Here is a 25586-nt window from a genome sequence, read left to right on the forward strand (position 1 = left end):
CATTTTTTATTGGCCGAAATCATCTGTCGCAGCAGGATGAATAACCACCACGCCTTCGCAATCGACCCTCACTACATCTCCCCCTATCTGGTGGGCGATATCGGCGATAAATGAATCCCGCGCAGCTTTGTATTTTCCCCAAACGCTTCGGTGGAAAGGCGCTCGCGGTGGGCGTGGATCCCATTCCACGTCGAGCTTAGCTGTCCCGTTATGCTTAAACTTGCAATACAAGCCCTTGGCCAATCGCACGCGACGCGAAGAAATACTCATGGCGCTTTCCTCCAAATCGGAACACTTAGAAACTGGTTCTTTTTGGTATTTATGTGCATCGGTCGATCTCCTGATTTTTTAGCCGTTCTGGGGGGTGTCTCTGCGCAGTGGTGCGTAGTGGTGCGTAGTGAGACTCCATTGCATGCCACTGACAGCCCATCGGGCGTGCGCAGTGCGCAGTGGGGGGTATGGGGGGTGTGCGCGCACACAAATTTCGAGTGAAAAATTGAGCATCACGCGGCCTCGCTGTCGTCTTTTTCAGATTCCCACTGCGCACCTGAATCGGATAACGCGCCCGCTGCGTGCTCTTTGAGAATCAATCGGGCCTTTTGTCGCCGGTTCCCATCGCGGTAGGTTTCCTCGACTAAAAGGCCTTGCCGCTTGAGGTCGATGATCGCTGAGGCCGCCGCTTCATGACCGGCCTTCCCTCGCTTGTAAAACTCAGGGCATTCGGGGAGTCGTCCCAGAATTGTCTGCGCCGAATACTGGTTCTTGGACAGGCTCGCGTTGACCGATATGCCTGCCTGCTCTGCGGCCCTGAAGGCTGGAAGAAGGTCAGAGGGATCTGGGTGCTGCTCTGATTGCCGCCCTAGATCGGGTAAGGGTGTACCGTAGTCACTAAAGCGAATCGCAATATCGTCATGCCTTGGGCCGAGGTTATGCTTCTCATGACGAAGAACTAATTGGCTGTGATCGTCTAGCAGCGCAAGGCGCGATCGTGGGCCGCTGTTCCATGCAGTAGACCCTGAATAGCTCGCGCCTTGGGAGTTACCTTTTGCCGCTGTTTTATCAACGTGATTCAAAAGCAGGACCGCAGCGCCGGTTTCTCGGGCAAGCCGTACCAATGCACGGGTAAAAGTCCTAACCTCGCGGCGATCAATCTCATTTGCCGCATACGCATCACTGGCGTTATCAATTACGATTAACGCAAAGCCTGCGCACTGCGCACAGATCTCGTCGTAGGTCGCGGTCAGCCGGGGCAGTTCCTGCCGTGTTGAGCCGGGGACAATCAGTGCACCGTCACCGTCTGTGCCATCCAGTAAATGCAGGTTTTTTAATACCGTGTCGCTGGGTAGGTTGTAGTCAATGCAGGCCAGCTTGAGTCGTGTACGAATCAGCTTAGGTTCATCCTCAAGAGAGACAAACGCCACTTGCCCACTAGATACATTCAGACCCGCCCATGGGCGGCCTGTAGCGGCGTGTGCCGCAATAGCCAGCGCAAGAGCGGTCTTACCCTTTCCGCCGTCCGCGCCCAGTATGGTGAGCGTACGGGCCGGTATAAGAGCCTCGAGGACGTACTCGGTAGGCTCTGCCGGTATATCCCAGTCTGCTTTTAAATCCACGCGGCTGAGCTTGGTTTGCGGCGCTGCCGGTTCCTGCTCGCGCATATAGTCGCGCTGCCGCTGTCTCTGTCCATCTGGGTCGACAGTCTCAGCCTCGCGCCTCATGGCCTCCTGCTCGTTGCCGTTGTAGCGCAGCTCTGTAAGAACGTCGAAGGCGTCTAGCGCGTGACCACCGTGGCGCAGATGGGATAGCGGGTCATGCTCGCCATGATGGGAAAAGACGCGCTCTGTGCCGCTCTCATCGGTCATTAGAGCGACACCAGCCGTGCCGGTAGAACTATTGGGGGCAAGGTACTTATTGCCACCAGTGGGCTTGTATCCCGCCTCTGTGAGCAGGGTATGCAATCGGTAGTGCTGCGCGATCTTGTCGAACAGGTCGCCATTGTTGAGCGTTAACAGGTTGCGGGGTTTTAGTGGCACTTGCTCAACCTGTACGCTAGAAAAAGGCACTGATTCCTGAGGCTTTACGGCTTGGATGAGCTTACGCAGCGGGCTTTCGGCATCGCCGGGATCGAGCGCGGATCGGGCTAGCTCGTCGATAAACTCATAGCGAGGTTCTATCCCAACCAAAGCAGGCGCATAGAATCCATGCTGAAGCTGTGTAGCGGCACAGTCAGCGCCCAGCGCTTTAGCAAGGCTCTTTTGCAGGGGTAGCCATTCATCAGCACCCATAGACCGGCTAAGCTGTATTACGACACGCCAGCGGGGTGCTGCCGGCTTGTCGCCTTTCTCGCGATAGTGGTGAGCTGTTGAGTACACCAGATAACCACAGGCGAGCAGATCGTATAGCGCACGCATTGCGGAAAGGTCTCTGCCGTCATCGTCGTGATCTAGCACCAGCAACCAGAACGGCGCTTGCTCTGCGACTGCCTTGGTTTTTCCCGGTGCAGCGTAGGGCGTGAACAGCGGAGCCTGTTCTTTAGCCGATACCGGTTTCGGGTTTCGCGCCATCTCGCGCAAGTCACCGGGTGTGATCTCGCGCAGCGGCTTTTTATCTTTGAGCGTTTTGTAAAATGAAAATCTAGGGTTTTGCATATGAGTTCTCGCAGTACAGGTCTTAGGCGCGGATGATTTTTAGATGGGGTAGCCGTTGCTGCTCTACGGCCACGTTGGCCGCCACCCGCTTGCCGGGCTCTTACGTCCTGGTGTGATCTGTGTCAGTGGCACAGATCGCCCCGAAAGGAAGTTGTATGCACTACAAGAATTCGAATTGTGGGTGCCTGATCGATCACTCATAATTGTGACTCCTGAGTTTCTGATAGCCCCCGCTTGGGTGTGTAAATTCGGCGCAGCCTTCGGGCTGCGTTTTTATGCCTGTCAGTTTCTCCTCGTAAGCGAGGATCCTCGCCCCCGCATCATCAAAGTTCTGACCGACACTCCCGGCCAGCTCCCCCAGCTCAAAAACAAGATTGTCACTGTGATCCTCGGTTAGTGCCTCGCCGATAAATGCCAGACGCATTGCCGTGCTTTCGTCGGACGATCGAATTGCTGAGAAGAGTGCGGAGATCTCGGATAGACGTTCGTGGACGCTGACGGCTATATCAGCGGCTATTATTGGTGCGGCGGGGTTTAGTGCGCTGGGGGTTGGCGTACACCACTCCCCCTTACAAATATTGGACATTCGTTTTTCCTCGCAGGAAATTTGGGCTTTATCGTTCTGAAGATTGGTGGCGGAACCGCACCTAGCGGCCGACGTTTCGCGTACTGATCAGTGGAGCATCAAGCTCGAGATAATTGACTAACGAGGGAACGTGAATGCCCCAGCGTCCGAAGCGCTTGCGAAAGACTCGCTGCACCGGCTCAGGCTGCTGCGTAAGCGTTGCAATCATGTTGCGCGCTCTTCGCTCGGGCAAAATCTCTGGGTGGGCTTTCCCGAAAGCGGTAACTGTTTCAAAGCCGCTGGGGTATTTTTCAATTAGATAGTGATTCGACATTTCTGCCTCCTGCATACTGGTTTAAGTCAGCAGCGGGGCATACTTCTATGTCTGCACCCGCTGCTTTCGTTAACCATAGTCAGTGATTGGCAGGATCTGGTAAGCAGCGAAGACTCGTGATTTTAGGCGTCAATCTCCACGCTTTTGCGATAATTCCTAATGCGATCAGCAAGGCCCTTATCACTGGATGGCAGCCCAGATATACCCAGCAATACCGCCAATTCACCGGCGACTTCAGCGGCTCTAAGCTTGGTATGAACCAATGGCTCTATGACGCTTGATAGCTCTGAGAGTAATCGCGCCTCCGCATTCTTTGGCCGCTCACCCGCATCGGCTATTTCTTGGGATGCAAAATTTCTTTCCGCATCTCGCTGCAGGTCACGAAGATGCTCAAGCTGTCCCATGACGCTACGACAGTAAGCGCGATACGTCGTCCCTCCGGATTTATTTAGCTGGTAAGAAGCCCACGACGCTATTTGGTCGGGGGTGCCGTCAAGGCATCTCCTCAATTCAGAGATCGCCTTTTCCGTCTCCGCGATATGGGTCGTTACCGCCTTGGGGGGCGCTGTCGTTTCTCGGTATGATTTATTCGCTAAAAAGACCGCGTAGGAGTTCGCCGCCTGTGCTTTAGCCAGCTCATCAGCGCCCAGAGAGTCGAGACGCTTAAGCGCGCGCTGCGGTAATGCTTTGGCCCAGCCAGATGATTTCTGCCTATTACTCTTTCGCGTCATCAGCCTGCCCTCCGCTATTTCGCTGCGCATCGGTAGCCTCTGCGATCTGCATAGCCACATCAGTGACGAGGTGCGCATATCGCTTCAGCATTTGGCCCGACTTGTGGCCCGAGACAAGCTGAACCATCACCGGGTTCATGCCTGCTTTTAGAGCCGACGTAACAAAGCTATGTCGTAGGTCATGGAATCGAAAGTCTTCAAGCTCGGCAGTCTTCTTAACTTCTACCCATGCTTTGCTGTAGTAGAACGGAGCAAAGCCAGTTTCATTGCCGAAGACATAGCCGCCGAATCGAAGCACGTTTTCTTGCTTCCATGCCTTCAGCCATTCCAATGCATTGCCTACAACTGCGACTGCCCTCTTCTCCCCGTTTTTGGACTTGATGATCTCAATGATCCCGGTATCAGTGTTGACGTTCTGCCACTTCAATGAGACCAGCTCGCCCGCTCTCATGCCAGTGGCCTCTGCGACCAGCACAAAACCGAGCAAGGCTTTTTCTTCGTGGTTGGCGACAGCTTCAGCAAGCCGGGTCTGCTCTTCGGATGAAAGCAATCTGTCCCGCTGGTTGTCTTCTTTAAGGGCGCGGATATGGCAGGGGTTGTCACTCAGCCAATCCCATTCTTGGATAGCGATACGACAGACGCGGCTCAGAAGCGCTACGCGGCGATTTATCGTGGCCGGCGCCAGAGGCTTGCCCTGCTTTTCTCTGGCCACTGTGAGACGCTTACGGGCGTCCACAACGTGCGCTTTGCGGATCTGGTTTAGCTTCACTTTGCCGAGGTAAATATCCCATTCTTTGAGGATACTTTTCTCGTAGGGGATGGGGTCGCACTCTTCTTTATAGCGCTGAATCATCTCGGCAACAGTCTTGTTGCTGGGGTTGCTGAGATCACCATTGACTAGTGCGGCCTCAGTCTCCATCGCCCACTGAGAAGCCTCGCCTTTCTTGGCGAACGTTTTGGTCATCGGTGCGTGGCCTTGGCGTCTAATATCGACGCGCCAGCCGTTTCGGTATTTACGGATGCTAGCCATGTCTTGCCCTCCAAAAATTGTGGAAGTGCGCACATTCTGCGCACATGGGGCAAATCAAATGCAAGGGGTAAAATAAAACCCTTGTAAATCAGCTATTTAATGGAGGCTCGGGTCGGAATCGAACCGGCGTTGACGGATTTGCAATCCGCTGCATAACCACTCTGCCACCGAGCCTCAAAACTTGGAGCGGGAAACCGGGTTCGAACCGGCGACCTCAACCTTGGCAAGGTTGCGCTCTACCAACTGAGCTATTCCCGCAAAACCTGTCCGCAATTGGGCGGGACGCGTATTGTAGGGTGTGATGAAAGTGAGTCAAGCCGAAACCGAGATCAAAACCATCACTGTGATGGGTCCTCAGCCAAGACCTGCTGCGCGGCACGAAGGTATTGCCACATGGACCAAATGGTCAGCGCCGCTGCAATGTAGAGCAGCAGAACACCCAGCGCCAGTATTTCGCTGCCGTCACGCTGCGCATCCACCGCCAACAGCACCACAATGGATACCATCTGAAAGCCAGTCTTTACCTTACCGATCATCGATACGGCGACTGATGTTCTTTTGCCCAGCTCAGCCATCCACTCCCGAAGCGCAGATACCACGATCTCTCGACCAATAATGACGCAGGCAGCCAGGGTAAATAACAGATCATTGTGCCGCTCAACCAGCAGCACCAAGGCCACCGCCACCATAAGCTTGTCGGCTACGGGATCAAGAAACGCCCCAAACGGCGTCATTTGGCCCAGGCGGCGTGCAAGATAACCATCAAACCAGTCGGTGACGGCCGCCACTGCAAAAATACCCGCAGCAGCCAACAAGTGGCCCTCGAAGGGCATGTAAAATACCGCAACCATTACCGGGATCAACAGAATCCGAAGCACCGTCAGCGAGTTAGGGATATTCAGAGACACGTAAATTCTCTCGGCGATTTCAAAGTGTTATTCCCCAACTCCGTGCAAGTGGTCATAGATAGTCTGTGCAATGTTAGCACTGATACCCGGAATCTTTCGCAGCTCCTCCACACTCGCGTTCTCGACTGCTCCAGCGCTGCCGAAGTGCCGGAGCAACTCACGACGCCGCTTTGCGCCCACCCCGGCAATAGACTCCAGAGCTGAGTGTCGGCGCTGCTTGTCCCGGCGATTTCGATGCCCCGTAATTGCAAACCGGTGCGCTTCATCGCGAATTTGCTGAATGAGGTGTAAAGCTGGATTATCGGAAGGAAGCTGTAACTCCTGGCCACTGTCTCCGAGAATCAGGGTCTCAAAACCGGCCTTGCGAGTCGTCCCTTTAGCCACACCAACAACTTCAACACCCTTAACTTCCAGCTCCTTAAGCACCGACAGGGCCTGCGTCACCTGCCCCTTACCGCCGTCGATAAGCAAAATATCCGGCAAGCCTGCCGCCTCATCTCTGAGTCTTCGAAAACGTCGCGTGAGCGCCTGATGCATTGCCGCATAGTCATCACCGCCTTCGATATTCTCAATGTTAAACCGACGATAGTCCGACTTACGCGCACCATTGGCATCAAATACCACGCAGGAAGCCACCGTCGCCTCACCGCTACTGTGGCTGATATCAAAACACTCAATACGCTGTGGATGAACTTCCATTTCCAGCGCTTCCTGAAGCACCTGTAAACGCTCCTGAACAGTCTGCTTGCCTGCAAGATGCGCAATGAGGTTTGTCTGTGCTGTCTGCACCGCAAGCTGCAGCCATCGCGCTCGAGCTTCGCGAACCCGCTGCCTCAACACGACCTTTCGACCCGCTCGACTAGTGAAAACTTCAGCCAGGGTTGCGGCATTATCCGGCGCATGACTCAGGAGCACTTCCGGGGGTATTCGCTGTTCACCGGCAAGATAAAACTGGGGCAGGAATGCCTCGAGCACTTCAGCTTCGGTATTCTCTAAACGGAGCTTGGGGTAAAAGGATTTACTCCCGAGGACCCGGGCATCACGCACAAACAACACCTGGAGACAGCACTGCCCGCCTTCCATGGACGCAGCAACAACATCCAGATCGCCATGCCCTCCCTCGATACCTTGGGTGTTCTGCACCTGCTGCAAGTGTTGTATCTGGTCCCGTAGCAATGCCGCTTTTTCGTAAGCAAGCTCTGCGGCGGCCCTCTCCATATCATCTGCAAGACGAATTTGCAGTTCCCGAGACTTACCCAAGAGAAACAATTCAGTCTTCTCCACCTGCTCGGCGTAATCCTCGGTGGACACAAGGTCTACGCACGGGGCCGTGCAACGATCAATCTGGTGCTGAAGACAGGGCCGGGAGCGATTTCGGAAGTAACTGTCCTCACACTGGCGAACCTTGAAAACCTTTTGCAAAAAGTGCATGGACTGGCGTACTGCGCCAGCACTGGGATAAGGACCGAAGTAGCGACCTTTTTTGCGCTTGCGACCTCGATGTACCGTAAGCCTCGGAAACCGATCTTCACTGGAAAGAAAAATGTACGGATAGGACTTATCGTCGCGCAGGAGAATGTTGTACGGCGGCTTGTGGGTCTTAATAAGGTTATGCTCAAGAAGCAGTGCATCGGCTTCCGTTGAGGTAATCGTGACCTGAATGTCACGAATTCGCATGACCAGCGCAACGGTCTTGGCATTCAAGCCGCTGTTGCGAAAGTAGCTACTGACGCGATTCTTCAGATTTCGCGCTTTTCCCACATAGAGTAGCTCGCCGTCGCCATCATACATTTGATATACGCCGCAACGGGTCGTGAGCGTCGCAAGGAACGCTTCGGAATCAAAACCATCCCTCTCTGTTTTTGCTTCAGCCATAGATTCGAGGCTCAGCCTCCAGACTCACACCAAAACGCTTCTGCACTGCACTGTGCACGTGGCGCGCAAGTTCCAATACGTCACTTTGCTCAGCACTACCGTTAGTCACAAGTACCAAGGCATGCTGCTTGGATACCCCGACGCGCCCCAGCGAATGACCCCGCAGCCCTGCCTGTTCGATGAGCCATGCGGCAGACACCTTGCATAAGCCATTGGGCAGTGGATAGACAGGCACTTCTGGCTCGTTGCTTTGCAGCTCCAGCAATTGCCCGGCGTCCAAAATGGGATTCTTGAAAAAACTACCTGCATTGGGTGCACTGGCGGGGTCCGGCAGCCGCTCCAGGCGCAGCGCTACTACCGCATCGAGCACGGCCTGAGCTGAAACAGGTCCCGAGCCTATTCGTGACTTCAGCACAGGATAGTCGCTATTAAGCTCCGCTTTGCGGGACAACTCGATATCCACCGCGGTGATCAAAAACCGATCCTGAAGCTTCTGCTTGAATACACTGTCGCGGTAAGCGAATTCGCAGTCCGACGCCGACAGGGTTTGAGCAAGGCCTGTGACAAGATCAAAGCCGTGCACCGCGACTACAAAGTCACCGAACTCCTTGCCGTAGGCGCCGATGTTTTGCACGGGCGCAGCACCGACTAATCCCGGGATAAGCGCAAGATTCTCCAGGCCGAAGTAACCGCTACCCACTGTTTCGACAACCAGTTCATGCCAGGGCTTTCCGGCGCCTACACGAAGTATCACCGCATCCTGCGCGTCCGCCAACAATGTTGTCGAAGAGTCCAAAACATTCAGCACCGCCGCGTCAAGCACCGGCGGTAAGACGACATTACTGCCCGCACCCAAAGGCATGAGCGGCAACCCGGACTCCGCTGACCATGCGATCGCAGCAAGCACATCTTGATGCCCAGTGATGTTGATACGCTTGCGCGCGGCGCAGGGCAATGCCAGCGTGTTCGCAATCGCATTGCCGGCGATTTGAGAATGCGCCTTACTCACCAGTCGACGTTGTAATAGTCGCTGCAGTACTCACGCTCAAATCAGCAAACTGTTGCCGCAGTCTGTGCAAGTCTTCGGGTGTATCGATGCCACCGGGTACTGGCTCGCAAGCGGTCTCTACGTGAATGCCTTCGCCCTTATGAAGCGCACGCAATTGCTCAAGCGATTCTGCAAGCTCTATGGGGGCTGGTTGCCACTGAGTATAACGACGCAGAAACCCGGCCCTGTAGGCATACAGGCCGATATGGCGATACCAGTTACCCAAAGGCATTTCTGCTGACTCCCACAGATGGTCCCGGGGCCAGGGAATAATTGCGCGGCTAAAGTAAAGTGCTCGGCCTGCTTCATCGAACACGACTTTGACAGCGTTGGGATCACGGAGTACTTCGACGTCCGTGATAGCTTCGCACAGCGTCGCAATGCTGGCAGTCTCTTCGCGCGCCAGGTTACTAGCGACCTGATTGATCACTGTCGCAGGGATCAAAGGCTCATCACCCTGCACGTTCACTACAATTTGATCATCGGACAACCCCAGCGCCTGAACCACCTCAGCCAATCGATCCGTACCGCTGGCGTGATCTGGACTTGTCATTAAAGCCTCGGCGCCAAAATCACCGCATACCGCTGCAATGCGTGTGTCATCCGTGGCTATGACAACACGGCTGGCGACAGAAGTTCTGGCTCTTTCCCAAACGTGCTGGAGCATGGTTTTTTCGGCAATCATCGACAAAGGCTTACCCGGCAGGCGTGTGGAAGCGTATCGCGCGGGAATAACCACAACAAAACTCATAATGCATCTCCACCTGACGTTAAGGTTTGGGGGGCTGCTTTTTTACTGCTAGCGCTTTGCGCATTGCTACCGGAGGCGCGTTTGGCACCAAGCAAAGATGCACGCTTTAGCAACTGCTCCACAAAGCCCTCTGGAAACTCAATCTCCATATCCAGAATCCAGATATCACTGGAAAGCGACCCGGGGCATTTCACGGCGTCCTTAGCTGTCAACACCACGGGTAAATCATCCAGACCGTCAAAGTCACTGCCAAGGAAAGGCCGATGATCTGCGAAGCAGTGTTCTATTGGCTCCATTCCCAGCCCCCGTAAGGTTTCAAAAAACCGTTGGGGTTGCGCTATCGCAGCCACTGCATGCACTGCCGGACCGAACCCCGGGTCGCAGGTACTGCGAAGTTCTCCGTCGGACAAGCGACGAAACTGTTTTGCGTGATATCGAGTACCCGAATGCGGGTCTTGCCCGCCCCGTTGCAGGAAGAAATCTACTGTAGCCAGGCGTCGCGGAGGCTCTCTAAGCGGTCCCACTGGAAGCAGATGACCGTTTCCAAAGCCCGCCTTTGCGTCACTGGTTACCACTTCCACATCGCGCTGAAGTGCATAGTGTTGCAGTCCATCGTCCGAAATAATGACCTCTGCCCCGAGCCGCACTGCATGTTTAGCCGCCGCCAGGCGATCACGTCCCACGACCACGAGGGCGTCGCTGCTCTGAGCGACGAGCAGTGCTTCATCTCCCACCTCTCGATAATCGCTATGCGGGGTAACCTGTACAGTTCCTACCGATGAGCCACCATATCCCCTGCTGACCACTGCGACTCGAAATCCCAGGGCGATAAGTGATTGCGTAATCCCCAGCACCACCGGCGTTTTGCCCGTGCCACCTACAGTCAGATTACCTACGACAATGACGGGCACGCCGGGGTGCCCGCTGCTTAACCAGCCTTTGCGAAAGGCCAGACGACGAAACGCCGTAAGCGCTGCAAACAACCATTCCAATGGTAAAAGCAGGAGTAACAACTTGGGTGTCTGGAACCAGGCGCGCTCCACGGCAAGCGTTAGACTATCGCGCATAGTGATCAGGGAGCCTGAGTATTTGGCTGTACCGACGCAATGCTCAAACGGCTGAACCCCATTTGACCGGCAGCGTCCATTGCTCGCACCACAGACTCATGGGCCGCCTGTGCATCAGCAGAAATAACCAGAGGAAGTGTGGTGTCGCCTTCAGAAACCTTGTAGACCGCCGCCTGTAGTGTGCGCATGCTGGTGTCAACTAACGCCCGACCATTCACGCGATAATTACCCGCCTCATCAATGAGAATCTCTACCTGCTTTTCTACCTCGTCACGCATCAGGCCAGTCGCTTCCGGCAAATCAACGGACAGCTGCGTCTCGCGGGTGAACGTGGTGGATACCATAAAGAAGATCAGCAACAGGAACACCACATCGATGAGCGGTGTGAGGTTGACGTTCAGCTCTTCTCGGCTTTGGCGGCGAAATTTCACGCCTTGTCACGCTCCTCTTCTCTTGAATGCAAGGCATCAACCAGCTTAATAGTCTGTTGTTCCAATTCAATAACAATGCCGTCAATGCGCCCGCTGAAGTAACGATGCATCACCAGGGCTGGAATCGCGACGCATAGACCCGCAGCGGTAGTAATCAGCGCTTCAGAAATACCACCGGCTAGTGCACTCGCGTTACCCGTGCCCTGCGACATAATTTCAGCAAATACACGAATCATGCCCACCACTGTACCGAGAAGGCCAAGCAGAGGGGCGATAGCCGCGATCGTACCCAGCGTATTGAGGTAACGCTCAAGGTCATGCACAACATGCCCTGCTGCCTCTTCGATACTTTCCTTCATGACATCGCGCCCATGATGGGCGTTGGCAAGCCCTGCTGCCAAAATTCGCCCCAAAGGGGAAGAATCTCGAAGATTGCGCAGTTTAGCCGAGTCCATATCGCCCGCCTTGAGCTGTTTCCAGACACTTGCGAGTAAATGCGGAGGGGCGATGCGGCGTCGATTCAGCACATAGCTTCGTTCAATGCATATGGCTATCGCCACGACCGAGCAGGCAACGATGATTATCATCAACCAGCCGCCGGCGGTTATGAGTTCCAGCACAGTAGGGCTCCTCTATCTGTCGCGGTGATTATACCCGCGGATGGCGCTCCGCGGAGGTATACAGTCGTTTGGGAATGCACCACGTCGCCAAAAAGGCTGCCATTGGTTTCTTACGGCTTCGCAGCTCAGTAGGCCGTCTGCACGAATACTGAAAACCACGGCACCATGCAGGGCCGTATTGATCACACTGATGCCCTGCGCTGCCGCTGCCTCAAGCACTCGCGCTGCCGGATGCCCAAAGCGATTTGAGCGCCCAGCGGTCACCACCATGATTTGGGGAGCCAGCGAGCGCAGCCACAAACGACTATTTGAGCTTGCAGAACCGTGGTGCCCCGCCAGGAGAATATCGACCTGTAAGTCCCGGCCCCAGTAAGCCAATAAGGCGCGCTCCCGCCGGGAGTCGATATCGCCTGCCAGGAGAATCTTGCGTCCGTAAACTGACAGCAATATCGCACAGGATGCGTTGTTATCACTATCACCCACAAGGCGCTGCGACAGGTATCGAATAACAATGGCGTCGCCCAGACGCTGAGTTTCCCCCAAACGACAGGCCTGCGACTGGCTCTCGGAAACGCCTCGGCGTATGCGATACGGCCCGAGTATCTGTTTTACGAGGCCTTCGCCAGCACTGTGATCCCTGTCCGGATGACTGATGATCAGCGTATCCAGGCGTTGAAGCCCCCGCATACGAAACACTGGGAGCACACTTCGCGCTGCGATGGCCGGCCCCCCGGGTGCCCCGCCGCCCGTGTCATACAGCAGAGCCTGATCGCCCTGGCGTACAAGCACCGCCGTACCCTGCCCTACATCAAAAAAAATCAGTTCTGCTGTGTCCGAATTATCTCCCTCAGCGGGCACCAAGAGCGGGGCAAACAGAAGAGTCGCGATGACTAACTTTGAGGCAGAAGCCGGCAGGGGCAGGATTAAAACGCCCATCAAAGCCAACAGAAATGCTAACAGACCGGGACTGCCGTGCAGAGTACTCCATTGTGAAATCGACGATTCCCAGTGAGTCATGGCCGACCACAGGAGTGACATTAAGCCCGCAGCGGCCTGCAACGCCAGATCTGCTAAAGCCTCCTGTATTGGCAGGCAAAGGACAGACCCCAAAACCAGAGGCACAACAGCAAGAGTGACCAAAGGTATCGCGATAAAGTTAACCAGGCCCCCAATCCCGCTGGCTTCCCCAAACCAAAATAAGCCAAGAGGAAGCATGGCTAGCAGCATGTATCCCTGAGCCCCGCCAATGGCTTGTAGCCAGCTCGTAGGTCCTCGCCAAACGGTGCACCAGAGCAGTAAAGCAACGGCGCCCAAGGTAAGCCAAAAACTCGCTGAGAGAATACCCAGGGGATTGAACGCAAATAGCGCAACCCCGGCTAACGGCAGCACCCGTCCTGTTGGCAAGGTTCGACCGAACATCGCCGGCAGCATGAGAATTGCAAGCATTAGCACCGCTCGTTGTGACGGTAGCGCAAAGCCCGATAGCAGGCCGTAGCCCCCGGCGGTAAGCATGGCAAACACGGGTGGTAACACGCTGGCGTTAGCGCGGATCCGAAACATCAGGCGGATGATTCGGCCCAGACCTACTCCAAAGTACCACCCGGGTAACGCCAGCAAGCTTATATGCATTCCCGATATCACCAGTAAATGGCTCACCCCATACAGTCGCAAACGCTCCCATACAGCGGGGGTCATCGCCCGCCGATCGCCCACCGCAAGGGCAGTCAGGAGGGCCCCGACCTCCCCCGGCACACGATCCTGAATATTGCGGGAAACAGTGTCACGCAGCCGATCCCTTACTTCTGAAATACCAAGGTCTCGCCATGTAAAGCGTGGCTCTATCTGTAGGTTTGCGGCAGAGCCGACAGCGTGAATATCTGCAACGAGAAAATGCCGTTCTCCATTCTCGGCGCCGGGATTAACCAATCCCCAGGGACGTCTCAGACGCGCGTCAAAAATGAGCTTAGCGCCGGGAAGCAAATAGTCCTCTGACGGCGCTGCCCTGGCAGCGGATGTCACCGGTGTTGCGTTACTCCCCAACGCGGCAGAGAACCCGGCGTCTTTACCGGCGTTCAGATACACCTGAACACGCTCAGGCCCGGCGCAGCTTTTGGGGGTCACCTCCAGTACTCGCACCGTAAAGCGATAACGGGGGTCTTCATGGCTGCCCATTCGATGAACCAGTCCTTCTACCACCCCCTTAAGCCCCAGCTTTTGCCTCTCGCAATGCATAGGCAATTGCTTCTCTTGCCAGCTCCTGGCCGGTACAAGCACCAGGATTGCGAACACTGAAGCTATGCAAACACTGAGCATCAACAGCGACAGCCGCTGGGATAAAAGCAAGGAAACATTAGCCCAACAAAAGCGTCGCAAGCTGTAAGACACCAGCCCCGCCAGCGCGGTCACCAGAATCAATAGTTGGACCAAAGCCGGCGCGGGAAGGACCGGGAGCTGCAATACCGTAATACCTGCGCTCAAACACAGGATCAGCAGCGTGTATGGCGCTACCATCGCCGGAGTTCGGGCGGCATAATGATACCCATGCGACAGGCGTCTTTTAATCAACCGGTGTTTAAGTGAAACACGACAAACCTTTTCAGCGAATAGCATTAGCGGTCAATCAGTAGTGCCGCGTAAAACACTGAAATCTTTGATGCCCTCCCCCGCCAAGCTTCGCAAGCATGGCGCTTTAGACATCTTTGGCGAATGGGTTTACGCCAGCAATCTGTGGCACCTCAACCGGTACTCGGCGTCTATGGCCTTCTTCGTTGGGCTATTTCTGGCGTTTATACCCGTGCCCGGGCAGATGCTGCTTGCGGCTCTGGGGGCAGTAATGTTGCGCTGTAATCTACCCATTTCTGTGGGATTGGTATGGATTACCAACCCCCTCACGGTCCCGGCTATCTTTTATCTTGCATATCAGGTGGGAGCACTGATTATTGATGTGCCACTTAAAGAAGTGGAATTTGCCCTTAGCATCCAATGGTTGCAAGAAGAACTCCAACGCGTCTGGCGACCATTGCTTGCCGGGTGTCTTCTGTGCGGCCTCTTCTTCGGCAGCCTGGGCTATTTTGTTGTGAACGTCTTATGGCGAATCCGTGTCGCCCGACAATGGAAAAAACGTAAAAAACGCCGCGCTCAGATGTCCTGATGCAGAACGCTCGCCGGCTGCAGCCGCGCCGCGCGCAAAGCCGGATACAGCGCTGCGAGCACGCACATGACAATTGCCACAGCGGCAATGAGCAGCACATCCTCCCCCCGTAAATCGACCGGTATAAACGATACTGGATACACGTCTGTACTCAGAAATTGAAACTGCAGGCTGCGCTCAAGAGCCGCTACGATACTGGGCAGAGCGCCGCACAGCGCAGCACCCAGCGCGCAGCCGATAGCTGATCCAATCACTCCGATAATGAGCCCCTGGGTAATAAATATAGATGCCATGTTCCAAGGGGTCGCGCCCAGGGTGCGCATGATCGCAATGGCGCCGCGCTGGTCAATGACAATCAAGACCAGCGCTGACACCACATTAAACGCCGCCACCCCAATGATTGAGGTCAGAAGCAGTACCACCAAATCTCTGGACAACTGTATCGCAGCATAAAGATTACCGTGCGTCATGCGCCAGGTTGTAGCGTAACTTCCCGGGAGCAACTCACGCCGCAACTGCGGAAGCAGCGTGTCAACCTCAAATGGATCAACGTAGCGAAGCTGTAAACCACTGATGCCCCCACCCAGTCCCGCCAACGCGGAGGCCTGATCAAGAGACATCAGTGCCAGGGACTCATCCAACTCCGTGCCCGTATCCACCAGAGACACTACTTTGAGACGCTCCGTCGCGATATCCGTACGGCGATCTCGCCCCCTGGGCGGGACAATTATCGTGATGCTGTCACCCGCCTCCACACCCAATCGCTGCGCTACGGAGTCGCCGAGCACAACACCTGATATATCACTCAAATTCGGAAGCTTGGCCATGGCCGGAGTCACTTGCGCAATGGTCTCAAGACCAAGTCCTGAAATAGCTACAACGTCTCGACCTCTAATGGCCATACCGTCAAAGCTGACAAAAGGCGAGACCGATGCAAGCCGCGGCAGCTCGCGCAGGCGCTGTATAAAACCCGCGTCATTAGCGAAGTTAGCCGGCGTATGTACCGTTACGTGAGGGACCAAGGCGAGAATCCGCTCTCGCATCTCACGCTCAAAGCCATTCATTACCGACAAGACTGTCAGTAACAAGGCGGTCCCCAGAATCAGCCCGGTAATGGATACCCCAGCCATAAATACCGATAGATGACCTCGGCCAAAAGCAAGGGTGTAACGAAGGGCAACTCTCAGGGTTTCCCAAAAGCTCACTGAACAACTTCCAGACGTCCATCCTTCAAGCGCAGCACACGCTGCATACGGTGCGCCACACTCAGGTCGTGTGTGACCACTACAAAGGCACTGCGTGTCTTTCGAAGCTTATCTATCAGGTCCAGCACCTGCTGCGCAGCCTCGGGGTCAAGATTGCCTGTAGGTTCGTCCATGAGTACGCAGCTTGGGCTGTTGATCAGACTCCGAGCGATAGCCACTCGTTGACGTTCACCGCCAGACAGCTGCCCCGGTCGGTGGGAGCTACGGCTGCTCAGCCCAACCTCTTTCAGCATGTCTGCGGCCCGAGAGTGTGCTTCGCGCCGGGAAACACCTGCAATGAGCTGCGGCATCGCGACGTTCTCTAAAGCAGAAAACTCCGGGAGCAAATGATGAAACTGATACACAAAACCCAGGTGCTTATTTCGCCACCGGGCGAGCTGGCTCTCGGACATCGTAGAAAGATCGCGACCCGCCAGAGCCACCTCCCCGGCCGTCACCCGATCCAGCCCACCCAAAAGGTTAAGCAAGGTGGACTTACCTGACCCGGAAACACCAATGACGGCCACTTTTTCACCTTCCTGAAGCGTGAAATCGACTCCCCGAAGAACTGTGACGCGCGATGCACCGTCATCGTAACTTTTTTGCACATCGGTACAGCGCAGCGCGACCGAATCACTCATAGCGAAGAACCTCTGCAGGGGCGATACGGCTAGCTCGCCAAGCGGGATAAATGGCGGCAAGCACACTCAACACAGTGGCCGCAGCCCCCACGAGGGCAACATCCGACCACAGGAGCCGCGAAGGAAGCCGGGAAATGAAATATACCGAGGGATCGAATATTTTAGCTCCCAATAATTGCTCAAAAAAATCCACAACGTCGGCCACATAAATTGACAAGAGCACGCCCAGGAACGTGCCCGCAAGGACACCCAGGAGCGCCAGCGCCAGACCCTGAGTAAGAAAGATACGAGAGATGCCACCCGGGGTTGCCCCCATTGTGCGCAGAACCGCGATATCCCGCCGCTTCTCGGTCACAGCCATGACCAGTGTAGAGACCACATTGAACGCAGCAACAAGCACCACACCCAATAACAGAATACTCACCGTGAGCTTTTCCATGCGAATAGCTCGAAACAACGAACCCTGGGTCTCGCTCCAGGGACGATAGACACCCCGCCCCGCAATCAACGGCTGCAACGATGGTTGCAAGGCCGGGGCGGCCATGAGGTCGCTGGTGCGGATCTGCAGTCCGCGGGTGCCGCCGGTCGCTAACAAGCGATTTGCGCTGTTCAAAGAGACATAGGCCAGAACGCTATCTTGCTGCGCACCCACTTCAAACAAGCCCACGACCTTTAATAAACGAGAACGGGGAAACAAGCCAAGCGGTGTGGTGCGCACCTGCGGAAGAATAATTCGCACATCGTCTCCCGGCACCACTCCCAGGATACGGGCCAGGGAACTCCCAATAATGACACTGAAGTCCTCCCTCAAGTCCTCGAGGCTTCCTAGCAACATAAATTGCGCAAGATCCGTCAATGCTGACTGCTGGGCAATATCGATTCCCGTGAGCACCACACCTTGCTGCCGGTAGGGTCCAGAAAACAGGACGGTCTCGCGAGCAAAAGGCGCCACGGCCAGAACCTCAGGATGGGCCAGGAGCGACGCCGACAGCGCCGCGGTATCAGCCGCATATTCCGCGGCGCTTTGCACCACAGTCTGTTCGACATATCCATGGGGGATCAGGGCAAGAATACGTCCGCGTAGCTCCCCTGCGAAGCCGTTCATCACTGACAACACCGTAATCAAACTCGCCACGCCGAGAAGCATTCCCAACATGGAAGCCAGAGACACTAAGGTGGTAAATCGTGAGCGTTGCCGGCTAAACCCGTAGCGTAGCCCCAGAAACCGAGTGTATGAGGCCATAGCCCAAAGACTTCAGAGGTTACTTGCTGGCGTCGTAAAATCGAGCGTCGCCATCATCGCGCACAGACCGAGGGCCTTCTTTGGACTGCGTCTCACAAAGACTGGGATCGTCGCCACAAATATCGCAACGACCTTCTATGCCCACAGCCGAGAGCCCCCCACAGGAGCCTTTCAAGGGTCCGCGACCGGCCATGGCACCAATGGCCATACCAGCCATGATCAGACCCATAATCAGGAATGCGAGAACAAAAACCATAACAACTCCAGTGTAACTGCGAACCTATGCGGCGCTAGGGCGTATGCGCGGCTTGGGCGCTCTGCCGATAAGTATCAAATGCTGTTGTGTAGTGTACCTCAAGTGCCTCATTGCCCCGAGCAACGAAGTGCGCGGCCAGTCCAGCCTCCTCCGCCAGTTGCATTGCTTTTTCCAGTCCCAGCACCAATAAAGCCGTGGCCAATGCGTCGGCCTTTATGCACAGCGGGTCAATAACGGTTACGGATACGAGATCGTGCGCGACGGGATAGCCGCTACGCGGGTCCACAAGATGAGAATAGCGTCGCCCCTGGTACTCAAAGTAGTTTCTGTAATCCCCAGAGGTCGCTACGGCTGCATTGCTAATACTCAAGGCTTCGATAAAGCGCGCCTGAGCGGGATCGGGAGATTCTACGGCCAGACGCCAGGGTCCGCCCTCGGGACGCTGGCCAGAGGCCCGCAGTTCTCCCCCAATTTCCACCAGACTGTTGGTGATACCACGCTCGGTAAGCACCTCAGTCAGTTGGTCCACAGCATAGCCCTTGGCTATCGACGATAGGTCAATTCTTACCCCAGGGGGACGACTTAAGATAGCGCTATTCGAATCCCAGGACAGCCGATCAGACCCCACCAGATCCATCGCTGCGCTTATCTCAACCGCCTCCGGCGGGCTTGCAGCACGTAATGTTGCACCGAATCCCCATAGCTCAATCAAGGGCCCCACGGTTACGTCATAGGCGCCCTCAGTAAGTTGGCCTACGAGTAGCGCGGCATCCAGTACTTCGGCAAACCGTTGCGACAACTGTACGGGCGCCTCTGTCCGTAGAGCGTTGACAATTGAGATTTCAGAATCGGGAATATAAGTCGACAGCGACTGGTTGATCGCCTCAAGCTCGCGCTCAATGAGCAACTGGAGATCTTGTGGAGATACGGGGCCCAGATCGCCGACCTGACCGGACTCGTCGGCCGCATAGATCACCGACCAGCTAGTTCCCATAGTGGCGCCTTTGAGCACCACACGACTGGGGGCACTGTCACAAGAAGAGAGACAGACTGCTCCCACAATTGCGAGGAGCAGTACACAGAAGCCACGAAGCATAGGTTTCGCCAGGGCAGGTTCCCAATGGGACCTGCGATTCATCAACCGCCGAAGTCGTCCAACATGATGTTCTCGGGCTCGACGCCCAGATCTGTGAGCATTTTAATCACCGCTGCGTTCATCATGGGTGGTCCACACATGTAGTACTCGCAGTCTTCCGGAGCCGGATGATCCTTGAGGTATTCTTCAAAGAGCACGTTGTGAATAAAGCCTGTCAAACCATCCCAGTTATCTTCGGGCTGGGGATCAGATAAAGCTACGTGCCACTCAAAGTTCTCATTCTCTGCCGCCAGACCGTCATAGTCTTCGACATAGAACATCTCACGCAGCGAACGGGCACCGTACCAAAACGAAATTTTTCGCTTACTGCCAAGGCGCTTTAGCTGATCAAAGATGTGCGAACGCATTGGCGCCATGCCGGCACCGCCACCAATAAACACCATCTCGGCGTCGGTATCTTTGGCAAAGAACTCACCGAAGGGTCCATAAACGGTGACCTTGTCGCCCGGTTTGAGACCAAAAACCCAGGAGGACATTTGACCTGGAGAGATGCCCTCGCTACCCGGAGGCGGAGTCGCAATACGTATGTTGAACTTCACAACACCCTTTTCTTCGGGATAGTTCGCCATGGAATACGCGCGAATCACTGTCTCATCCACTTTGGATGACATCTTGAAGAAGCCAAACCGCTCCCAGTCACCCCGGTATTCCTCGTCAACATCAAAGTCGCTGTAGTTCACCAGATGTGGGGGACACTCAAGCTGCACATACCCGCCTGCGCGAAAGTCGACACTTTCGCCTTCAGGAAGGCGGAGCGTCAATTCTTTAATAAAGGTCGCCACATTGGGGTTACTCTCTACCGTGCACTCCCACTGCTTTACGCCAAACACTTCTTCAGGAACCTGAATCTTCATGTCCTGTTTTACAGCTGTCTGGCAGGACAAGCGCCAGCCGTCAGCCGCGTCCCGACGGGTAAAATGAGACTCTTCCGTGGGCAACATAGAACCGCCACCCTCGTTTACGATGCACTTACACTGCGCGCAGGTGCCACCACCACCACAGGCCGACGCAAGAAACACATTCGCTTCTGAGAGGGTTTGCAGGAGTTTTCCACCGGCGGGTACCGTGATATTGCGCTCACCGTTGATCTCGATAGTCACGTCGCCACTGCTGACCAGGAGCGTTCGCGCGTAGAGAATGATGCCGACAAGCGCCAGTATCATCGCGGTAAACATGCCCACGCCGTATACGATTGTCATATCCATGTTTGTGCCTCAGAGATCGATGCCGCCGAGGGCCATAAAGCCCAGGGACATTAGTCCAACAGTGATAAAGGTTATGCCAAGCCCCTGCAAGCCGTCGGGAACATCGCTGTACTTGAGCTTCTCGCGGATACCCGCCAGGGCAACAATCGCCAGTGCCCAACCCACTCCAGCGCCTGCACCAAACACCACGCTCTCACCAAAGTTATAATCACGCTCGACCATCAGCAGAGACGCACCAAGAATGGCGCAGTTCACAGTGATCAAGGGAAGGAACACGCCCAGCGCGTTGTACAGAGCTGGCACATACTTATCCAGGAACATCTCCAGAATCTGCACCAGCGCGGCGATCACGCCGATGTATGACAGCAGACCCAGAAAGCTCAGATCAACGTCGGGCAAACCCGCCCAGGCAAGAGCGCCATCGGCAAGGAGGTAGTTATAGATCAGATTGTTAACGGGCACGGTGATCGTGAGCACCACAACCACGGCAACGCCGAGGCCAATGGCCGCACTAACCTTTTTGGAGACCGCAAGAAACGTACACATGCCCAGAAACACCGACAGCGCCATGTTCTCAATGAAGATTGCCCGCACAAACAGGCCAAGGTAATACTCCATCAGACGCCCTCCTCCGCTACGGTGTGTTTCGCCATACGGAAGTCTGGCTCCTCTACCTGCTTGGCATCTGCCGAGCGAAGAATCCAGATAAACAACCCAATAATGAAGAAAGCGCTGGGAGGCAGCAGCAGTAAACCGTTGGGGTTATACCAGCCACCCTCGGTCACCAGCGGCAGGATTTCAAAACCGAACAACTTTCCGGCTCCGAACAGCTCCCGAATGACTGCGACAAAAATCAACACCACCGAGTAGCCAAGGCCATTGCCGATACCATCCATGAAACTTGCCACTGGCGGGTTCTTCATGGCGTAGGCTTCTGCGCGGCCCATAACGATGCAGTTGGTGATAATCAGTCCGACGAACACCGACAGCTGCTTACTAATATCGTAAGCCACTGCCTTGAGAACCTCATCCACCAGGATTACCAGTGAGGCAATAATGGTCATCTGGACGATGATGCGTATGCTGCCTGGTATGTGCTGCCTGATCGACGAGATGAACAGGTTTGAAAAGGCCGTGACCAGAGTCAAGGCCACACACATCACTAACGTGACTTTTAACGAGGATGTCACCGCGAGTGCGGAGCAGATCCCCAGAATCTGAAGCGCGATTGGATTGTTCTTAAAAATCGGGCCAGTGAGCGTATCTTTTACGGCATCCATGATCAGGCCTCCCCGTTTCGAAGGTTTGCAAGGAAAGGTGCGAACCCGTTGTCGCCCAACCAAAAGTCGATAAGGTTCGTGACGCCCCGGCTCGTCAATGTCGCTCCGGACAAGCCATCGACGTTCCAGTCGGCATCACTGCTTGTCGGATCCACTGCGCCCTTTTTGAGACCCAGCTCTACTTCTCCGTCACGGTACACCTTCTTCCCCGGCCACAAGGCTTTCCAGCGAGGATTGTCTACTTCACCGCCCAGGCCTGGTGTCTCCCCATGATCGTAAAAACCCAGTCCGGCGACTGTGTTGCCGTCGGATTCCAAAGCAAGAAAGCCATACAAAGTCGACCAAAGCCCATAACCATGCACGGGAAGAATGATTTTTTCGTAATCGCCGCTGTCGCCACGCACGAGATAAACCTGGGCCACAGAAGCCTGACGACCCACTTTTGCAATGTCCTCGTCACTCGGTACATCGCGCGATGTCGCGGGATCTTTCGCTGCGGCTCGCTGGTCGTAACCCGGGGTCACTGAGTCGGTGAACTCCCCGCTTTGTAGATCCACAAAACGCTCTTCCACCACAGCGAACTGTTCTTCGACGCTGCGGCCTTCTTCGAGCATTCCTGCCGCTTGAAGAATATTACGCTTGCGATCAAGGCTCTTATTGGCCTCCTGCGCAGGTTTAAGCACCACTGCCGCAGTCGACACAATTACCGAACAGACAATACACAAGGCCAGCGCTACACCCAGAATTTTGCCAATACCGTCATTACTGGACACGAGCGAGCCTCCTCTTGATATTCGCCTGAACGGCAAAGTGATCAAACAATGGGGCAAACAAATTGGCAAAAAGTATCGCCAGCATGATGCCCTCGGGGAACGCGGGATTAATAACGCGAATCAGCACGGTCATCAGGCCGATGAGGAACCCGTAGGCCCAACGCCCGCGGTCGGTCATCGCCGCAGACACCGGATCGGTGGCCATAAAGAACATACCAAAAGCAAAGCCACCGACCACCATATGCCAGTACCAGGGCATGGAAAACGCCGGGTTGCTGTCAGAACCCACCATGTTAAGAAAGGACGAAAATACAAACATGCCGAGGAACACACCGGCAACCACACGCCAGGATGCAACCTTAGTCAGCAGCAGAATGGCGCCACCAATCATCACCATAAGCGTTGATGTCTCGCCAATTGACCCGGGGATTGATCCGATAAAGGCATCCATCCAGGTGTACTGGGCCTGCAATGCGGTCATGCCCTCGGAGGCTACGAGCCCCAGAGGTGTTGCGCCGCTGTAGCCATCTACGGCGGTCCACACCGCGTCGCCAGATAGTTGTGCAGGATAGGCAAAGTACAAAAATGCACGCCCGGTCAGTGCAGGGTTAAGGAAGTTCTTACCTGTACCGCCGAAAACCTCTTTACCAATAACGATACCGAAGCTGATACCCAGCGCGGCCTGCCATAGCGGAAGGTCCGGTGGACATACCAAAGCGAAGAGAATCGAGGTTACAAAGAATCCCTCGTTAATCTCATGCCCCCGCTTCACGGCGAAGAGCACCTCCCAAAAGCCCCCGACGGCAAAGGTGACGAGGTAAATCGGCACGAAATACAGTGCGCCGAACCACATGTTGTGCCAGATATTGCCAGCGTCGTTTCCGCCAAACGCCGCGATAAGCGATCCGCGCCAGCCTTCGACACTGCCGCCGGTTACCGCAAGAATTTCGTTGGCCTGAAAACCGAGGTTGTACATCCCGTAAAACATCGCTGGGAATGCAGCCAGCCACACGGTAATCATGATGCGTTTCAGGTCAATGCCATCGCGAACATGAGCCGTTGAGCGAGTCACTGATGACGGCTTGTAGAAAATAGTGTCTACCGCTTCAAACAGGGGATAAAAGCTCTGATAACGCCCCCCGTCCTGAAAGTGGTGCTCTACGCCGTCAAGCCATTTACGTAAGGCCACGACTTAACCCTCCTTCTCTATGCGTGTCAGGTTATCCCTAAGGATAGGCCCGTATTCGTACTTCCCTGGGCACACGTATGTGCACAGGGCGAGATCTTCTTCATCCAGCTCAAGACATCCCAGGGCCTGCGCACTTTCCGTATCTCCCACAATCAGAGATCGCAGCAACTGCGTTGGCAGAATATCCAGAGGCATGATTCGCTCGTAGGCACCAACGGGAACCATCGCTCGCTCGCTACCGTTTGTTGAGGTAGTCATAGGCAATGGCTTGCGTCCAAAAAAGCTGCTCAGATAAATACCAAGACTTGAATGCTTATTGGCACCCGCTCGCAGGTAGTGCAAAAACTCGCGGTCGCGACCTTCTTCCAAAACACTAATCTGGTTGTGGTAACGGCCAAGATACGCCGTAGCGCCGGCGACTTTACGACCGCCCAGGACCGACCCCGAAATCAGGCGGTTTTCGCCAGAGGCGACCTGACCTGCGATCAGCGCTTCCAGATCGGCGCCGATGCGCGTACGCAGCAGGCGAGGATGATCAACTTGGGGGCCAGCCAATGCCACAACACGCTCGGTCCATAGCCGACCATCCAAAAACAGTCTACCAATGGCAATGACATCCTGATAATTGACGGTCCACACAGATCGCTCAGCACTGGCGCCAAACAATAGATGAACATGGGTGCCGGGTAGACCTGCCGGGTGAGGCCCTGCAAACTCCTCCCGTTGAATATTATTCGCGCTTCCGCCGGGAATCTGTGCACCCGGTGCTGTGCACAAGTACACCGGACCTGATGTTTGGGTGGCAAGGAGATCAAGGCCCAGAGAAAATGCCTCGGACTGCTCGGTGATCACCAGCGATGGATCTGCGGCCAGCGGATGGGTATCCATCGCCGTAACAAATACCGCAGTGGGCTGATGATCCGGCGCAGGCACAGCGCTGAAGGGACGTGTACGCAATGCTGCCCACTGGCCCGACGCCAATAGCTGCGCACGCACCGCTTCGCCGGACAGGTTCTTCGCTTCATCAGTGCTGAAACTGTCAAAAGAGACAGCGTCATCGCCGTCTACATCAATGACCACAGACTGCAGTACGCGCTTGGCTCCGCGATTAATCGCAGATACAACACCCGATGCCGGAGCCGTGTAGTGAACACCCTCCGTTTTCTTGTAGCTAAATAGAATCTGTCCGCACTGGACGCGGTCACCAACCTGGATAGCCATGGTCGGTTTCATCCCGACATAGTCACCACCAAGTACGGCAACGGTACGCGCCTGTGGAGCATCATAAATCTTTTGCTCGGGCGCACCTTCAAGAGGGATATCAAGCCCCCGCGATATTTTGATCATGTAATCCGCCTGGATTGTCGTTGTGTATCAAGCGAATAGGCCAACACTCCTGCAAAGCACATAAAGATCTTTCGCTGGTGTTGGCCTTGAATG

General features: G+C 55.2%; 26 protein-coding genes and 2 tRNA genes. 1 reads left to right on the plus strand and 27 read right to left on the minus strand.

From position 1 onward, the window contains the following. Positions 1-6: 6 nt before the first annotated feature. The 16 genes from R0135_RS03360 to R0135_RS03435 all read right to left on the minus strand — a co-directional run bounded on the left by R0135_RS03360 (position 7) and on the right by R0135_RS03435 (position 14519). Positions 7-270, minus strand: a complete 264-nt coding sequence (locus tag R0135_RS03360; RefSeq protein ID WP_407348847.1) for a hypothetical protein — start codon at positions 268-270, stop codon at positions 7-9. Between the two features lie 233 nt (positions 271-503). Further along, positions 504-2648 carry an AAA family ATPase gene (locus R0135_RS03365; protein WP_407348848.1) on the minus strand — a complete coding sequence of 715 codons (2145 nt, stop codon included), beginning with the start codon at positions 2646-2648 and terminating at the stop codon, positions 504-506. Between the two features lie 193 nt (positions 2649-2841). After that, positions 2842-3234: a hypothetical protein gene (locus R0135_RS03370; RefSeq protein WP_407348849.1), complete on the minus strand. Its 393-nt coding sequence runs from the start codon at positions 3232-3234 to the stop codon at positions 2842-2844. 61 nt (positions 3235-3295) lie between these two features. After that, positions 3296-3547: a hypothetical protein gene (locus tag R0135_RS03375; protein ID WP_407348850.1), complete on the minus strand. Its 252-nt coding sequence runs from the start codon at positions 3545-3547 to the stop codon at positions 3296-3298. Between the two features lie 122 nt (positions 3548-3669). Then, positions 3670-4278: a hypothetical protein gene (locus R0135_RS03380; protein ID WP_407348851.1), complete on the minus strand. Its 609-nt coding sequence runs from the start codon at positions 4276-4278 to the stop codon at positions 3670-3672. Beyond that, positions 4262-5308 carry a tyrosine-type recombinase/integrase gene (locus tag R0135_RS03385; protein WP_407348852.1) on the minus strand — a complete coding sequence of 349 codons (1047 nt, stop codon included), beginning with the start codon at positions 5306-5308 and terminating at the stop codon, positions 4262-4264. Before R0135_RS03385 ends, R0135_RS03380 begins: the two co-directional genes overlap by 17 nt. Positions 5309-5408: 100 nt before the next feature. Beyond that, positions 5409-5482: transfer RNA gene (locus tag R0135_RS03390), tRNA-Cys, on the minus strand. Positions 5483-5490: 8 nt separating this feature from the next. Continuing rightward, positions 5491-5566, minus strand: a tRNA-Gly gene (locus R0135_RS03395). An 80-nt stretch (positions 5567-5646) separates the two neighbouring features. Then, complete coding sequence (gene pgsA, locus R0135_RS03400; RefSeq protein ID WP_407349871.1) at positions 5647-6210, minus strand: CDP-diacylglycerol--glycerol-3-phosphate 3-phosphatidyltransferase; 564 nt, start codon at positions 6208-6210, stop codon at positions 5647-5649. A gap of 33 nt (positions 6211-6243) precedes the next feature. Next, positions 6244-8091 (minus strand): excinuclease ABC subunit UvrC, encoded by a 1848-nt coding sequence (gene uvrC / locus R0135_RS03405; RefSeq protein ID WP_407348853.1) that lies wholly within the window; start codon positions 8089-8091, stop codon positions 6244-6246. Continuing rightward, on the minus strand, positions 8084-9100 hold the full coding sequence (gene murB, locus R0135_RS03410) for a UDP-N-acetylmuramate dehydrogenase (protein ID WP_407348854.1): 1017 nt from the start codon (positions 9098-9100) through the stop codon (positions 8084-8086). The genes uvrC and murB overlap by 8 nt, the downstream gene beginning before the upstream one ends. Continuing rightward, positions 9093-9890 carry a 3-deoxy-manno-octulosonate cytidylyltransferase gene (gene kdsB, locus R0135_RS03415; protein ID WP_407348855.1) on the minus strand — a complete coding sequence of 266 codons (798 nt, stop codon included), beginning with the start codon at positions 9888-9890 and terminating at the stop codon, positions 9093-9095. Before kdsB ends, murB begins: the two co-directional genes overlap by 8 nt. Further along, entirely contained in the window at positions 9887-10957 is a 1071-nt protein-coding gene (lpxK, locus tag R0135_RS03420; RefSeq protein ID WP_407348856.1) for a tetraacyldisaccharide 4'-kinase, read from the minus strand. Before lpxK ends, kdsB begins: the two co-directional genes overlap by 4 nt. Before the next feature lie 5 nt (positions 10958-10962). After that, complete coding sequence (locus tag R0135_RS03425; RefSeq protein ID WP_407348857.1) at positions 10963-11388, minus strand: ExbD/TolR family protein; 426 nt, start codon at positions 11386-11388, stop codon at positions 10963-10965. Further along, on the minus strand, positions 11385-12008 hold the full coding sequence (locus R0135_RS03430; protein WP_407348858.1) for a MotA/TolQ/ExbB proton channel family protein: 624 nt from the start codon (positions 12006-12008) through the stop codon (positions 11385-11387). The genes R0135_RS03425 and R0135_RS03430 overlap by 4 nt, the downstream gene beginning before the upstream one ends. A 12-nt stretch (positions 12009-12020) precedes the next feature. Continuing rightward, the gene (locus R0135_RS03435) at positions 12021-14519 is read right to left on the minus strand and encodes a DNA internalization-related competence protein ComEC/Rec2 (protein WP_407348859.1); all 2499 of its coding nucleotides are present in this window, start codon (positions 14517-14519) and stop codon (positions 12021-12023) included. Between the two features lie 142 nt (positions 14520-14661). On the opposite strand from R0135_RS03435, the gene R0135_RS03440 reads away from it, so the two are divergent. Then, on the plus strand, positions 14662-15159 hold the full coding sequence (locus R0135_RS03440) for a DUF2062 domain-containing protein (protein ID WP_407348860.1): 498 nt from the start codon (positions 14662-14664) through the stop codon (positions 15157-15159). Here R0135_RS03440 and R0135_RS03445 read toward each other — a convergent pair. From R0135_RS03445 to R0135_RS03495, 11 genes are all read right to left on the minus strand, one after another. Continuing rightward, positions 15147-16364 carry an FtsX-like permease family protein gene (locus R0135_RS03445; protein ID WP_407348861.1) on the minus strand — a complete coding sequence of 406 codons (1218 nt, stop codon included), beginning with the start codon at positions 16362-16364 and terminating at the stop codon, positions 15147-15149. The genes R0135_RS03440 and R0135_RS03445 overlap by 13 nt on opposite strands. Next, on the minus strand, positions 16361-17044 hold the full coding sequence (gene lolD, locus R0135_RS03450) for a lipoprotein-releasing ABC transporter ATP-binding protein LolD (RefSeq protein WP_407348862.1): 684 nt from the start codon (positions 17042-17044) through the stop codon (positions 16361-16363). The genes R0135_RS03445 and lolD overlap by 4 nt, the downstream gene beginning before the upstream one ends. Beyond that, on the minus strand, positions 17037-18287 hold the full coding sequence (locus R0135_RS03455) for a lipoprotein-releasing ABC transporter permease subunit (RefSeq protein ID WP_407348863.1): 1251 nt from the start codon (positions 18285-18287) through the stop codon (positions 17037-17039). Before R0135_RS03455 ends, lolD begins: the two co-directional genes overlap by 8 nt. Before the next feature lie 19 nt (positions 18288-18306). After that, entirely contained in the window at positions 18307-18543 is a 237-nt protein-coding gene (gene nqrM, locus R0135_RS03460) for a (Na+)-NQR maturation NqrM (RefSeq protein ID WP_407348864.1), read from the minus strand. A gap of 34 nt (positions 18544-18577) precedes the next feature. Beyond that, positions 18578-19537 (minus strand): FAD:protein FMN transferase, encoded by a 960-nt coding sequence (locus R0135_RS03465; protein WP_407348865.1) that lies wholly within the window; start codon positions 19535-19537, stop codon positions 18578-18580. A gap of 143 nt (positions 19538-19680) precedes the next feature. Next, positions 19681-20904 (minus strand): NADH:ubiquinone reductase (Na(+)-transporting) subunit F, encoded by a 1224-nt coding sequence (gene nqrF / locus R0135_RS03470; protein ID WP_407348866.1) that lies wholly within the window; start codon positions 20902-20904, stop codon positions 19681-19683. A 9-nt stretch (positions 20905-20913) separates the two neighbouring features. Next, a complete protein-coding gene (gene nqrE, locus R0135_RS03475; RefSeq protein WP_405272948.1) occupies positions 20914-21522 on the minus strand; it encodes an NADH:ubiquinone reductase (Na(+)-transporting) subunit E in 609 nt (202 codons plus the stop codon). Then, positions 21522-22184, minus strand: coding sequence for an NADH:ubiquinone reductase (Na(+)-transporting) subunit D (locus tag R0135_RS03480; protein WP_407348867.1), 663 nt, complete (start codon positions 22182-22184; stop codon positions 21522-21524). Before R0135_RS03480 ends, nqrE begins: the two co-directional genes overlap by 1 nt. Positions 22185-22186: 2 nt before the next feature. Continuing rightward, positions 22187-22957 (minus strand): Na(+)-translocating NADH-quinone reductase subunit C, encoded by a 771-nt coding sequence (locus tag R0135_RS03485; RefSeq protein ID WP_407348868.1) that lies wholly within the window; start codon positions 22955-22957, stop codon positions 22187-22189. After that, positions 22947-24146, minus strand: a complete 1200-nt coding sequence (locus R0135_RS03490; protein WP_407348869.1) for an NADH:ubiquinone reductase (Na(+)-transporting) subunit B — start codon at positions 24144-24146, stop codon at positions 22947-22949. Before R0135_RS03490 ends, R0135_RS03485 begins: the two co-directional genes overlap by 11 nt. 3 nt (positions 24147-24149) lie before the next feature. Then, on the minus strand, positions 24150-25493 hold the full coding sequence (locus tag R0135_RS03495) for a Na(+)-translocating NADH-quinone reductase subunit A (RefSeq protein ID WP_407348870.1): 1344 nt from the start codon (positions 25491-25493) through the stop codon (positions 24150-24152). Positions 25494-25586 lie beyond the last annotated feature (93 nt).

This window comes from Congregibacter variabilis, assembly GCF_045689235.1.
GTDB lineage: Bacteria > Pseudomonadota > Gammaproteobacteria > Pseudomonadales > Halieaceae > Congregibacter > Congregibacter variabilis.